The organism is Corallococcus sicarius, assembly GCF_003611735.1.
Taxonomy (GTDB): Bacteria; Myxococcota; Myxococcia; order Myxococcales; family Myxococcaceae; genus Corallococcus; species Corallococcus sicarius.
Genome location: NZ_RAWG01000273.1, coordinates 1 through 13,186 on the forward strand (window position 1 = coordinate 1; position 13,186 = coordinate 13,186).

Annotated in this window: 12 protein-coding genes and 1 pseudogene; 12 read left to right on the forward strand and 1 reads right to left on the reverse strand. The window is 69.9% G+C overall.

The genetic code is table 11. The features are described 5' to 3' along the window. Window positions 1–242 precede the first annotated feature (242 nt). The 4 genes from grpE to D7X12_RS31505 all read left to right on the forward strand — a co-directional run bounded on the left by grpE (window position 243) and on the right by D7X12_RS31505 (window position 4,895). Window positions 243–1,127: a nucleotide exchange factor GrpE gene (gene grpE, locus D7X12_RS31490; RefSeq protein WP_120628941.1), complete on the forward strand. Its 885-nt coding sequence runs from the start codon at window positions 243–245 to the stop codon at window positions 1,125–1,127. 2 nt (window positions 1,128–1,129) lie between these two features. Further along, window positions 1,130–2,959, forward strand: coding sequence for a molecular chaperone DnaK (dnaK, locus tag D7X12_RS31495; protein WP_120628942.1), 1,830 nt, complete (start codon window positions 1,130–1,132; stop codon window positions 2,957–2,959). An 87-nt stretch (window positions 2,960–3,046) separates the two neighbouring features. Beyond that, window positions 3,047–3,352, forward strand: coding sequence for a hypothetical protein (locus tag D7X12_RS31500; RefSeq protein ID WP_120628943.1), 306 nt, complete (start codon window positions 3,047–3,049; stop codon window positions 3,350–3,352). A gap of 52 nt (window positions 3,353–3,404) precedes the next feature. Continuing rightward, the gene (locus D7X12_RS31505; protein WP_244224894.1) at window positions 3,405–4,895 is read left to right on the forward strand and encodes a serine/threonine-protein kinase; all 1,491 of its coding nucleotides are present in this window, start codon (window positions 3,405–3,407) and stop codon (window positions 4,893–4,895) included. Window positions 4,896–4,935: 40 nt separating this feature from the next. Here the strand turns inward: D7X12_RS31505 and D7X12_RS31510 are convergent, their stop codons facing one another. Next, complete coding sequence (locus D7X12_RS31510; protein ID WP_120628952.1) at window positions 4,936–5,742, reverse strand: YsnF/AvaK domain-containing protein; 807 nt, start codon at window positions 5,740–5,742, stop codon at window positions 4,936–4,938. A 348-nt stretch (window positions 5,743–6,090) separates the two neighbouring features. Here D7X12_RS31510 and D7X12_RS31515 point away from each other — a divergent pair, with 348 nt between their 5' ends. The 8 genes and pseudogenes from D7X12_RS31515 to D7X12_RS31550 form a co-directional block, all read left to right on the forward strand. Next, the gene (locus D7X12_RS31515; RefSeq protein WP_120628944.1) at window positions 6,091–6,516 is read left to right on the forward strand and encodes a DUF2382 domain-containing protein; all 426 of its coding nucleotides are present in this window, start codon (window positions 6,091–6,093) and stop codon (window positions 6,514–6,516) included. 117 nt (window positions 6,517–6,633) lie between these two features. After that, complete coding sequence (locus D7X12_RS31520; protein WP_120628945.1) at window positions 6,634–7,842, forward strand: ABC transporter substrate-binding protein; 1,209 nt, start codon at window positions 6,634–6,636, stop codon at window positions 7,840–7,842. Window positions 7,843–7,861: 19 nt separating this feature from the next. After that, complete coding sequence (locus tag D7X12_RS31525; RefSeq protein ID WP_120628946.1) at window positions 7,862–8,857, forward strand: branched-chain amino acid ABC transporter permease; 996 nt, start codon at window positions 7,862–7,864, stop codon at window positions 8,855–8,857. Beyond that, window positions 8,857–9,924: a branched-chain amino acid ABC transporter permease gene (locus D7X12_RS31530; protein WP_120628947.1), complete on the forward strand. Its 1,068-nt coding sequence runs from the start codon at window positions 8,857–8,859 to the stop codon at window positions 9,922–9,924. The genes D7X12_RS31525 and D7X12_RS31530 overlap by 1 nt, the downstream gene beginning before the upstream one ends. Beyond that, complete coding sequence (locus D7X12_RS31535; RefSeq protein WP_120628948.1) at window positions 9,921–10,796, forward strand: ABC transporter ATP-binding protein; 876 nt, start codon at window positions 9,921–9,923, stop codon at window positions 10,794–10,796. Before D7X12_RS31530 ends, D7X12_RS31535 begins: the two co-directional genes overlap by 4 nt. Next, on the forward strand, window positions 10,793–11,545 hold the full coding sequence (locus D7X12_RS31540) for an ABC transporter ATP-binding protein (protein WP_120628949.1): 753 nt from the start codon (window positions 10,793–10,795) through the stop codon (window positions 11,543–11,545). The genes D7X12_RS31535 and D7X12_RS31540 overlap by 4 nt, the downstream gene beginning before the upstream one ends. Window positions 11,546–11,725: 180 nt before the next feature. Then, the gene (locus D7X12_RS31545) at window positions 11,726–12,478 is read left to right on the forward strand and encodes a hypothetical protein (protein WP_244224895.1); all 753 of its coding nucleotides are present in this window, start codon (window positions 11,726–11,728) and stop codon (window positions 12,476–12,478) included. A gap of 101 nt (window positions 12,479–12,579) precedes the next feature. After that, a pseudogene (locus D7X12_RS31550) lies at window positions 12,580–13,186 on the forward strand (WD40/YVTN/BNR-like repeat-containing protein); the annotation flags it as partial.

Consider the following 13,186-nt stretch of genomic DNA (forward strand, 5'->3'; position numbering starts at 1 on the left):
GCGTCAGAGGTGTATAAGAGACAGAGTCCATCGGGCGCAAGAAGACCGCCGCCAGCCCGGCCCCGGCTCCGAAGGGCGCCAAGGCCACGAAGAAGGCGGCTTCCAAGAAAACGCTGGGACGCAAGAAACCCGCGCCAGGAGCGTGAAGTTCCGCTGCCCATGGATGCGTCAGGGCTCGCGGCAGGGGCCGGGCGTCCTTCACCCTCCAGGTCCTGTTGGATCGCTCCCCGACGCGTGAGATAGTGCGCGCCGTGTCAGGCACCCATGACAAGGGCAGCATCCAGACGGACATCGGGCAGGACGTGATCGACGAGGCGGTTCGCAGCGTCGAGCGTCGGATGGACGAAGACGCGGACACCGCAGGCTCGGAGACGGAGGTGGAGGTGGAAGTCGCCGCCTCCTCCCCCGACGCGGACGCGAACGCCTCCACCCCCGAAGTCCCTTCCCCCACCGAGGACTCGGCCGCGCTCCGTCAGGAGGTCGAGTCGCTGACCGCGCAGCTCGAGTTCAGCCAGGCCAAGGCCCGCGAGACGCTGGAGCGCTTGAAGGAAGCGCACGAGCGCGCCAAGGACTTCCAGGAGCGCGCCCTGCGCGCCGCCGCGGACCTGGAGAACTACCGCAAGCGCGCGCAGAAGGAGAAGGAGGACGTCCAGAAGTTCGGCGCGGAGAAGCTCCTCAAGGACCTGCTCCCCGTGATGGACAACCTGGACCGCGCGCTCGACGCCGCCAGCAAGTCCACCGACTTCGACAGCTTCCTGAAGGGCGTGGGCATGACGCGCAAGTCCTTCGAGGACGCGCTCGCCCGCCATGGCGTGAAGGGCTTCAGCGCGAAGGGGCAGCCCTTCGACCCGCGTGTGCACGAAGCCATCCAGCAGGTGGAGACCGCGGACGTTCCGTCCGGCCACGTCGTCTATGAAGTGGCGCGCGGCTTCCACCTCAATGACCGGCTGGTGCGCCCCGCGATGGTCGTCGTCGCCCGGGCGCCGGAGCCCGCCGCGGCGCCGGAGCCCGCCGCGGCGCCCGCGCAGGCCCCGGACGCGCCCGTCAGCACGGATTCACAGCCTGGCAGCAGCGAGGCGCCGGGGGCGCCCGCGGATTCAGACAGTTCCTCCGGGGGGAGTCAGTAGTCATGGCGAAGGTGATTGGTATCGACCTGGGCACCACCAACTCCTGCGTCGCCGTCATGGAAGGCGGCGAGCCGGTGGTCATTCCCAACAGTGAGGGCAGCCGCACCACGCCCTCCATGGTGGGCTTCACGGACTCCGGCGAGCGCCTGGTGGGGCAGATCGCCAAGCGGCAGGCCATCACCAACCCGGAGAACACCGTCTTCGCGGCCAAGCGCCTCATCGGCCGCAAGTACGACTCGCCCGAGGCCCGCAAGGCCATTGGCGTGAGCTCCTTCAAGGTGGCGCCCAGCCCCAACGGCGACGCGTGGGTGGAGATCCGCGGCAAGGGCTACAGCCCGCCGGAAGTCAGCGCCATCGTGCTGATGAAGATGAAGCAGACGGCGGAGGACTACCTCGGCGAGCCCGTCACCGAGGCGGTCATCACCGTCCCCGCCTACTTCAACGACAGCCAGCGCCAGGCCACCAAGGACGCGGGCCGCATCGCGGGCCTCTCCGTGCTGCGCATCATCAACGAGCCCACCGCCGCCGCGCTCGCGTACGGCCTGGACAAGGTGAAGGACAGCGCCACGGAGCGCATCGCCGTCTACGACCTGGGCGGCGGCACGTTCGATATCTCCATCCTGGAGCTCAACGCCGGCGTCTTCGAGGTGAAGAGCACCAACGGCGACACGTTCCTCGGCGGTGAGGACTTCGACCAGCGCCTCATCGACTACCTGGCCAAGCGCTTCGCCGAAGGCAACAACGGCATGGACCTGCGCAAGGACCGGATGGCGCTCCAGCGCCTGAAGGAAGCCGCCGAGCGCGCCAAGCACGAGCTGTCCAGCGCCCCAGAGACGGAGGTGAACCTCCCCTTCATCACCGCGGACGCGTCCGGCCCCAAGCACCTCACGGAGACCATCGACCGGTCCACCTTCGAAGCGCTCGTCGCGGACCTCATCGACCGCTCCATCGAGCCGTGCCGCATCGCCCTCAAGGACGCGGGCGTCACCGCGCAGGCCATCAACCAGGTGCTCCTGGTGGGCGGCATGACGCGCATGCCGCGCGTGCAGCAGAAGGTGAAGGAGTTCTTCGGCAAGGAGCCCCACAAGGGCATTAACCCGGACGAGGTCGTCGCCGTGGGCGCCGCCATCCAGGGCGGCGTGCTCAAGGGCGAGGTGAAGGACGTCCTCCTGCTGGACGTCACGCCGCTGTCGCTGGGCGTGGAGACCGCGGGCGGCGTGTTCACGAAGATCATCGACAAGAACACCACCATCCCCTGCAAGAAGGGCCAGGTGTTCTCCACCGCGGTGGACAACCAGCCGCTCGTGTCCGTGCACGTCCTCCAGGGCGAGCGCGAGATGGCGGCGGACAACAAGACGCTCGCGCGCTTCGAACTGGTCGGCATCCCGCCCGCGCCCCGCGGCGTGCCGCAGATTGAAGTGTCCTTCGACATCGACGCGAACGGCATCGTGCACGTGAGCGCGCGCGACCTGGGCACCGGCAAGCAGCAGCAGGTGCGCGTGGTGGGCAACTCCGGCCTGTCGGAGGCGGAGATCCAGCTGATGATCTCCGACGCGCAGTCGCACTCCGCGGACGACAAGAAGAAGAAGGAGCTGGCGGAGCTGCGCAACAACGCGGACGGGCTCATCTACACCACGGAGAAGAGCCTGGAGGAGTACGCCAACCTCCTGTCGGAGAAGGACCGCGAGGAGATCAAGTCGGACCTGGAGCGCCTGCGCTCCATCCTCAACACCTCCGACGCGGGTGCCCTGCGCGAAGCCTTCCAGCGCCTGGAGGGCAGCGCCTACCGCATCGCGGACGCCATCTACACCGACCAGGCCAAGTCCGGCTGACGGTGCGATAAAAGCGCCGGGCCGCAATCGCCCGGCGCCGTCGTTCGTAGGCCCGGGGGTCCGCCTCTCTTTCCCCGGAGCCTCCCCTTGGAACTCACAGAAGCCGTGATGGTCATCATGGTCACCGGCATGACCGTCGGCGTGCCCCTGCTCGGCCTCACGCTGCGCTTCGCCCTCAAGCCCGTGGTGGAGACGTGGCTGCGCGTGCGCGAGGCCCAGGCACGGGGGCAGGTGGCCGCCGGGGAGCTGGAGGGGCTGCGCGCGCGGGTGGCGCACCTGGAGTACATGCTGGACCGGCACGGCATGCTGGAGCACCCCGTCGCCCGCGTCTCCAGCCCGGAGCTGCCGGAGCGCCTGTCCACGCCGGCGCGCCTGGACCGCGAGCGCGTCTGACCTCACCCCAGGGGCGCTTCACGGCGCTGGCTTTTCGGGTATTGATGGGAACGTGGAGTTCCCATCCCCCGAAGAAGAGCTGGCCTTCCTGCGTGGCCTGACGGCCGTGCACCGGATGGCCGACGACATCCTGGAGGACTGCCTGGAGCGGGGCCTGGACCTCGACACCGGGCTGGATGTGTTCCTCACGCAGTGCGCCCGGATGGTGCACGCGAGAGCGGGCTTCGTGTCGCTGCGGGGCACGCGCGGGCCGGTGCTGACGCGGGTGCTGGGGGAGCTGGGCGCGGACGTCTTCGAGGCGGCGCACTGGAGCGGCCCGAAGGTGCTTCGCGATGGGCGCACGCTCTTCTGCCAGCAGCTCACCCTGGGGCGCATCAACCTGGGCGGGCTGGGGCTGGTGGTGGAGGGCGACTTCGCGGACGGCGGCGCCCGGGTGATGGGGCTCGTCGCGGCGATTGGCGAACAGCTCGACTCGGCGGTGCTGGCGTTCCTGGCGCTCACGGACGGCCGCGGGCCGCTGGAGCGGCTGGACGAACTGGACGTGGAGGGCACCCCGGTCCAGCGCGGGCGCATTGGCCGCTACGAGGTCGTGAAGCCGTTGGGCACGGGCGGCATGGCGCAGGTGCTCATCGCGCGCACGCGCGGGCCGGAGGGGCTGGGCCGGCTGGTGGCGCTCAAGCGCATCCTGCCGCACCTGACGGCGCAGCCGGAGATGGTGCAGCAGTTCCTGGACGAGGCGCGCATCGGCCTGCGGCTGTCCCACCCGAACCTCGTGCACGTCTACGACTTCGGCGAGGCGCAGGGCGCCTACTACATCGCCATGGAGCTGGTGAACGGCATCGACCTGGACCGGCTCTTGCGCGCGCTCAAGGGGCCGCTGGAGCCGGCGGTGGCGTCGGCCGTGGTGTCGCAGGCGTTGCAGGGGCTGCATGCCGCGCACTCGCTCAAGGGCGAGGACGGTGCGTCGCTGGAGTTGGTGCACCGCGACCTGTCGCCGCACAACCTGATGGTGGGCTTCGATGGCCAGGTGAAGGTGCTGGACTTCGGCGTGGCCAAGGTGCGCGCGCAGCGCACGGTGACGCTGCCGGGCATCGTGAAGGGCAAGCCGCTCTACATGTCGCCGGAGCAGACGCTGGGCCTGCGGCTGGACGCGCGCAGCGACCTGTTCGCCATGGGCCTCATCCTGTACCAGGCCCTCACCGGCCGCCGCGCCTTCGAGCGCGAGGACGAGCTGGCCACGATGAAGGCCATCTGCCAGGAGAAGCTGCTGCGGCCCCCGGAGGTGCCGGTGCCGGTGTGGAACGTGCTGTCGGTGGCGCTGTCCAAGGCGCCCGAGTCGCGCTTCGACACCGCCCAGCACATGGCGGACCGCCTGGTGACGGCCTGTCCGCCCGCGCGCGACACGGCGCTGGCGGCGCTCACGGCCCGGCTCTTCCCGGACCGGTTGCGGGAGTTCCAGCGCGCGGAGACCGGGGACCACCGGCGCGAGGCGGCGACCCGCGCCACTCCGGGAACAGGTCCCGGGGTGGGGGACCGGCGCTGAAGCCGCGGGCGCCGGCCCGAAGCGTGAGCGTTCCCCACGCCTAGCGACGACGCTTCAGCGGATCATCCGAGGGCGCGTTGTAGCCGACGCGCTTCTCGTCCACGTTCCCCTCGGTGCGCACGTCCACCTGCTCGCGGCGCAGCGGCTCGGAGATGCGCTGCTCCTCCTCGATGGCGTCCTTGTGGATGACGACCTCCTCGTCCACGACGGCGCGCTTGTGGATCTCCGCCTGCTCGGCGCGCAGCGGGACGGAGATGGTCTCCTCCTGGAACGAGGCGTTCATGGCCGGCCGGTTGGGATCCACGTCGCGGCGCTCCACGCGCACGCGCTCGCGGCGCAGCGGCACGTCCACCACCTCCTCCTCCACGACGACGTCCTTCTTCACGCGGACCTCACCGGCCTGCTGGTCGCGCTTGACGACATCCATCTCCTCGCGGTGCACGGGAATGGCGATGTCCTCCGACGCGCGGCCCCGCAGGGACGTGTCGGTGCCCATCGCGGCGCGCTCGTTGATGCGGGTGTCCGTCGCGCCCAGGCCGCCCGTGGTGCGCTCGGCCGGAATGCCCACCGCGCCGGGGCCCACGCCGGCACCTCCGCCCAGGCCCGCCGTCGTCCCCATCCGCGTGTCATCCGACAGGGTGCTGAGGGCTTCCTTGCCGTGGTTGAGGATGATCTCCCCGTCGCGGATGTCGCTCACCTCGGCGTAGCGCACGAGGTAGTCCTTGGGGAAGAACAGTCCCTTCTCGATGTGGAACTCGCCCTCACTCACGGCGAATACCTTGCCGAGCTTCTCCCCGTCGATGCTGCGGACCGTCATCCCTTCCCTGATGTCGTTGCGCTGGAACATGGCTGGCTCCTTCGTGGACTGCATTGAGGTGAGGTGTGACGTGGCGGGTGCCGCCTTCGCCATCTCCACGAAGGTGGGGACAGGTGCGGCAGGGGAAACCCCCGACGCGGATGATCCGGGAGCACGGTGTGTCGCCTGCTGGGGGGCGGCGCTTGCGGGCTCTGCCTCACCTCTTCCTCCGAGGAAGCGTGCGGACCCACCGCTCCATCCCCGTGCCCTGTCCACGACGGTCCAGGAGACCCACTGTTCCAGGAGGACCCGGGTGCGCGTCCCGGAGGAAGCAGCCAGGAGGCCGGCTCGGAGCAGAGGCCTTCCCGGCGGGAACATTCCTGACAGGAGCGAAAGCACATGCAACGCAAGGACGGGGTCATCGAACTGGCGCACGAGGAAGCCGAACCCCAGACGCGGGTGTTCGAGACGGGCCGGGTGCGCCTGCGCAAGGTGGTGCGCACGGAGATGCGTCACTTCAGCATCCCGGTGCGGCGCGAGGAGCTGGTGGTGGAGCAGCTGGACGGTGAGGACCTGGAGCCCGGGGCCTTCGAGGCGAAGACCTTCGAGCCGGAGGCCTTCAAGGAAGGCCGCTTCGTCATCCCGCTCTGCGAGGAGCAGGTCATCTTCACCAAGACGCCCCACGTCTGGCAGGAGGTGGAGGTCACCCGGACCTTCATCGAGGAGCACGCCCGGCTGCGTCAACAGCTGCGCCGGGAGCGGGTCCAGGTGGAGGGGCCGGACGTCGCCGCGACGGAGGGGACCCCGGACGGGCTGACCTCCTGAAGCACCTGCTGGCGGACGGGACCGGGCATGGGGACACGCTGTGCGCTTGACCCATGGGGAGGGCTCCCCTAGAAAACCGGGGCTTTGCCGTCATCTCCCCCCGGAGGGAACCCCCGCATGCGACGACTTGCCCCGATGCTCCTCGCCGCGCTCGCCGTCCTGGCGGTCGCTTGCGAGAAGAAGACGCAGCCCACGGGAGAGGGCAACAGCCAGCCGGCGGCGCAGCTGCCCGCCACGGCGCAGGGCGGGCCCGTCCCCGCGGGCAACGACGTCATCGTCCTGGGCGAGGTCGGCGCGCTGACGGGCGGCCAGGCGACCTTCGGCATCTCCAGCCGCAATGGCATCGCGCTGGCGCTGAAGGAGGCCAATGCCGCGGGTGGCGTGAAGGGCAAGAAGCTGGTGGTCCGCGTCTACGACGACCAGAGCAAGCCCGAGGAGGCCGCGCAGGCCGTCACCCGCCTCATCACCCAGGACAAGGTGGTGCTCATCCTGGGCGAGGTGGCGTCGTCCAGCTCGCTCGCGATGGCGGAGAAGGCGCAGGCGGCTGGCGTTCCGATGATCACCCCTTCGTCCACCAACCCCACGGTGACGGAGAAGGGCGACTACATCTTCCGCGTCTGCTTCATCGACCCGTTCCAGGGCTTCGTGATGGCGAAGTTCGCGCGGGAGAACCTCAAGCTCAACAAGGTCGCGGTGCTCCAGGACAACAAGAGCGCCTACTCCATCGGGCTGACGGAGGTGTTCCGCCAGAAGTTCGCGGAGCTGGGCGGGAAGATCACCGTCACGGAGAGCTACAGCCAGGGCGACACGGACTACCGCGCGCAGCTGACCGCCATCAAGAAGACGCAGCCGGAGGGCATCTACGTGCCGGGCTACTACAGCGAGGTGGGCGTCATCGCCCGCCAGGCGCGTGAGCTGGGCCTGAAGGTGCCGCTGATGGGCGGCGACGGCTGGGACTCCGAGAAGCTCTTCGAGCTGGGCGGCAGCGCCATCGACGGCAGCTACTTCTCCAACCACTACTCGCCGGACAACCCGGATCCTCGCGTGCAGAAGTTCATCGCGGACTACAAGGCGGACAACAACGGTGCGGTGCCGGACGCGCTCGCGGCGCTGGCCTACGACGCCGCGCGCGTCGCCATCGACGCGCTCAAGCGCGCCCCGGACACCAGCGGCCCCGCGCTGCGCGACGCCATCGCGCAGACGAAGGACTTCCCGGGCGTCGCGGGCGTCATCACGCTGGACGCGAAGCGCAACGCGGTGAAGTCCGCCGTGGTGCTGAAGGTCGCGGACGGCAAGACCTCCTACGTCACCACCATCGCCCCGTAGTCAGGGGCCCCCACCGCGCATGTCGCAGCTTCTCCAGCACCTCATCAACGGCCTGGCCTCCGGCACCATCTACGCCCTCGTCGCCCTGGGCTACACGATGGTGTACGGCGTCCTCAAGCTCATCAACTTCGCCCACGGCGACGTGATGATGGTCGGCGTCTACATGGGCTATGCGTCCGCCTTCGCGCTCGGGCGCGAGGCGCAGCGCTCCCTCTGGGGCGTGGTCGTCATCTTCGCGGTGGCCATGGGCGGCTGCGCGCTGCTCGGCTTCCTCATTGAACGCTTCGCCTACCGGCCGCTGCGCGAGAAGCCGCGCCTCACCGCGCTGATCACCGCCATCGGCATCTCGTTCGCGCTGTCCTATGGCTTCCAGCTGGACGTGTCCTTCGACGGGCCCTTCGACTTCAGCATCGCGGGCCGCCGGGGCGGCTCGTTCGACTTCCACTTCGACCGGCTGGTGCTCCTGCCGGGCGCCTCCCCTCGGGCCTTCCCGGAGATCATCGCCCCCACGGAGTGGTTCATCCTGGGCGACCGGGACGTGGTGTTGTGGAACTGGCAGGTCATCAGCCTCCTCATCGCGGTGAGCCTGATGGTGGCGCTCCAGTTCCTCGTGTACCGGACGCGCTTCGGCAAGGCGATGCGCGCGGTGTCCTGGGACCACCGCACCGCGGCGCTGATGGGCATCCCCACCGACCGCATCATCTCGCTGACGTTCATGCTCTCCAGCGCGCTGGCGGCGGGCGCGGGCCTGCTCTACGCCATCAAGGACACGTCGGTGACGCCGCTGATGGGCCTGTACGTGGGCCTCAAGGCGTTCGTGGCGGCGGTCATCGGCGGCATCGGCAACGTGCCGGGCGCGGTGGTGGGCGCGCTGCTGCTGGGGTTGGTGGAGGAGTTCGTCGTGGGCTACGCGGCCAGCACCTGGCGTGACGCGGTGGCCTTCGGCTTCCTCATCCTGGTGCTGCTCGTGAAGCCGGGCGGCCTCTTCGGCCGGGTCGCGGCGGAGAAGGTCTGATGGCGACCCCTGGCGCGACGACCCTGTCCGACGACACGGGCCCCATTCCCCCGGCCCTGCGCGGCCTGCTGCCCGTGCTCCTCGCGCTGCCGGTGCTGGCGCTGGCCGAGTGGACGCTGGGCGCCTCCCCCTTCGCCACGTACCTGTTGTCCGTGGTGGGGGTGAACATCATCCTCGCGGTGAGCCTCAACATCGTGAACGGCATGACGGGCCAGTTCTCCATTGGCCACGCGGGCTTCATGGCGGTGGGCGCGTACATCGCCGGCGTCACGTCGCTGTCGCTCAAGGAGATTGGCATCCCCGGCGTGCCGGTGGCGGTCAGCGACCAGCTGCTCTTCGTGGAGGCGCTGCTCGCGGGCGGCGTGTGCGCGGCGCTGTGCGGCTTCCTCGTGGGGCTGCCGTCCCTGCGCCTGCGCGGAGACTACCTGGCCATCGTCACCCTGGGCTTCGGGGAGATCATCCGCGTCTTCGTGCAGAACACGGAGGCGTTCGGCCGCGCGCTGGGGCTGTCGGGCATCCCGCAGTACTCCAGCGTGGCCATGGTGTACTTCTGGGTCTTCCTGGTGGTGCTGGTGGCCCGGCGCATCGCGGGCTCCAGCCACGGCCGCAGCCTGTGGGCCATCCGCGAGGACGAGGTCGCCGCGGAGGCCATGGGCGTGGACACCACGGGCTACAAGGTCCGCGCGTTCGTCATCTCGTCGTTCTTCGCGGGCATCGCGGGCGGCCTGTTCGCCCACTTCGTGCCCATCATCAACCCGGGCTCGTTCACCTTCGTGAAGTCCATGGAGATCGTCGTCATGGTGGTGCTGGGCGGCCTGGGCTCCACCACGGGCGCCATCGTCGCGGCCATCTTCCTCACGCTCCTGCCGGAGGGCCTGCGCTCGCTGTTCGGCGCCATGGGCGCGGAGGGCAGCCTCGCGCAGAAGGTGGATCAGATCCGCATGCCCGTGTACGGCGTGCTGCTGGTGGTCCTGATGCTGGCCCGGCCGCAGGGCCTGTTCGGCACGCGGGAGCTGTGGGATGTGCTGCCGCGCTGGCTTCCCCGCAAGAAGAAGGGGCTGACATGAGCGCCGCGGTTCCGGTGGACTCCCAGGCCGCCATGCTCCAGGCGGTCGGGGTGAGCATCCGCTTCGGGGGGCTCAAGGCCCTCACGGACTTCAACCTCACGGTGCGCCAGGGGGACCTCCTGGGCCTCATCGGGCCCAACGGCGCGGGCAAGTCCACCGCGTTCAACGTGCTCACCGGCGTGTACCAGCCCACCGAGGGCGAGGTGCGCGTGGCCGGCAAGAAGGTGAACGGGTGGCTGCCGCATGAGATCAACCACCTGGGCCTCGCGCGCACGTTCCAGAACATCCGCCTGTTCCGCGCGCTCACCGCGCTGGACAACGTGAAGGTGGCCTGCCGCGCGCAGGGCGCCCTGCACCCGCCGAAGCGGGGCCGGGTGGCGAAGGCGGGCACGGCGCTGCGCAACTACCGCGACTGGTGGCGCGCGCTGATGCTCACCCCCGGCTTCCAGGCCGAGGAGCGGGAGCTCACGCGTCAGGCGGAGCACCTGCTGGAGGTGATGGGCCTGTCGCACCGCCGCGACGAGGAGGCGAAGAACCTGCCCTATGGCGAGCAGCGCCGGCTGGAGATTGCCCGCGCGCTGGGCACGAAGCCCCGGGTGCTGCTGTTGGACGAGCCCGCGGCGGGCATGAACACGCGCGAGAAGGCGGACCTGATGGTGCTCATCCGCAGGCTGCGCGACGAGTTCTCGCTGGGGGTGCTCGTCATCGAACACGACATGAAGCTGGTGATGGGCATCTGCGAGACCATCACCGTGCTGGACCACGGCGAGACCATCGCTCGGGGCGCTCCGGCCGCGGTGAGAAGCGACCGCAAGGTCATCGAGGCGTACCTGGGCGACAGCTACCTGGAATCCCACGGAGGCGCGGCGTGAGCGAGCCGGTGAAGGTGCTGGGCGAGCGCCGCGCGTTCGCGCCGCTGCTCACGGTGGAGGGCCTCCAGGTGCGCTACGGCGCCATCCAGGCGCTCCGGGGCGTGTCCCTGCAGGTGGGCAAGGGCGAGATGGTGGCCCTCATCGGCGCCAACGGCGCGGGCAAGACGAGCACGCTGCGCGCGGTGAGCGGCATGCTCAAGGCGTCCGCGGGCCGCATCACCCTGGAGGGCAAGGACACGACGTCCCTCAAGGCGCACCAGCTGGTGCCGCGCGGCATGGCGCACGCGCCGGAGGGGCGGGGCATCTTCCCGAACCTCACCGTGGTGGAGAACCTGGAGCTGGGGGCGTACCTGCGCAAGGACACCGCCCAGGTGCTGCAGGACATGGAGAAGGGCTTCACGCTCTTCCCCGTGCTCAAGGAGCGCAGGCGGCAGCTGGCGGGCACGCTGTCCGGTGGCGAGCAGCAGATGCTGGCCATCGCCCGGGCGCTGTTGAGCAAGCCGCAGCTGCTGCTGCTGGACGAGCCGTCGCTGGGGCTGGCGCCGCAGGTGACGGAGACCATCTTCCGCACGCTGCGCGAGGTGAACGCCACCGGCGTCAGCGTGCTGCTGGTGGAGCAGAACGCGCACCTGGCCCTCAACGCCGCGCACTACGGCTACGTGCTGGAGACGGGCGAGGTGGTGATGGCGGGGCCCGGCAAGGCGCTGCTGGACAGCCCCGAGGTCCGGCGCGCCTACCTGGGCGAGTAGTTCCCAAAGCCGACCTTCCGGCCCCGGCGCGCTGTCCGCCCCCGGACGCTTCCGGGGGTGGAGGCGCGGCCAGTTCGTCGCGCGATGATGAAACTCGGGTAGTCAGCAGCGGAGCACTTCGTCTAGCGTCTGACAGGACATTCCGTGTCCCCCTCATCCTTCACATCAGGAAGCGTGCCCATGCGTCCGTTGTCCCGCCTCCTTCTCGCCTCGCTCACCACCCTCGCGCTCATTGCCGGCGCGTGCGCCAGCCAGCAGAAGACCGACGAAACCGCCGGTGGCGGTGACGGTCGCCAGGCCGTCTCCACCATTGAAGATGTGCCCAACGAGGGCGGCCCCGCCGCGCCGACCGGTCCGGAGTTCAAGCCCTACGACGCGCCGGAAGGCTTCGTCATCGGCATGCCCGCGGAGCCGCAGATTGCCCGCAAGCAGGTCCCGCTGGGTGCCGGCACGGTGGCCACCGCGTCGTACTCGGCGCGCGCGATGGAGGTCCTCTACTCCGTCAGCATCGCCGACTACCCGGAGAAGCTCGTGGCGAGCCGTCCTCCCGAGGCCCTGCTGAACGAGGGCCGCGACGGTCTGGCGAAGGAAGTCCAGGGCACGCTCAAGGACGAGCAGGACATCACCCTGGATGGCTACCCGGGCAAGGCCTACACGGTCAGCTCGCCGGTGGCCGGTGAGATCAAGGCGCGCAACTTCCTCGTGGGGCCGCGCCTCTACACCCTGCTGGTGCTCTTCAACCCGAACACGGGCGCCCCGGCGGCGGACGCGTTCCTCACGTCGCTGAAGCTCGTCAACCCGCCTCCCGCGCTGACCTCGGCCACGCCGGACGCGGGCATGATGGACGCGGGCACGCTCGACATGGGCGCGGACGCGGGCATGGCCACGCCGGATGCGGGCAGCACCACGCCCCGCCGCCGCAAGACGAAGTAGTCGCTGAGTGTTGGCGGCAGGCGCTCCCGTGAAGACGGGAGCGTTGCTCCCCCGCCGTCCATCCCTACCTTCGGCAGTGGGGACGACGGGGGAGAGTCACGATGATGGCGTGGGTGGGGGTCCTGCTGACCACGGTGGTGGCGGCGGGCGGTGTACCCGTGGTGCCAGCGGGGGGCGGCAATGCCCTGACGCTGCCGGCACACCGGCATGCGGTACGGATGGAAGTGGGAAACGGGCGCGCGCCCACGTGGCTGATGGCCATCCAGCAGCAAGGCGCGGACGGGGAGGGGTTGAACCTGTTCCGGTTCGGGGACGGGTTCCAGGGCTTGCAGAAGCTCGCCTCCGTCCAGCCAGATGCCTCGCACCATGACCGGGCGGAGTTGGTCGCCGTGGGGCGGGACGTGGCGCTCGTGTATGCGTACGAGGCCCCCTCGCTGGGGGCGTCGTCGCGGCACGACGTCTGGTTCCAGTGGTGGCGCTACCAGGAGGCCCAGGACACCTGGGCGCCGGAGCCGCCGGTCCGGGTGTTCAACGCGGACAGTGCGACGGCGTACTCACGGGCGCTGTTGGCGCGGGACTCGCGCGGGCGGCTGTGGGTGCAGGCGTTCCGTCTGGAGGCGGACGGAGGTTCCACGGCGGTGGTGGCGGTGTCCACCGACGGGGGCGCGAGCTTCCAGCGGCAGCCGGACCTGGGCCGGGTGCGGCGGC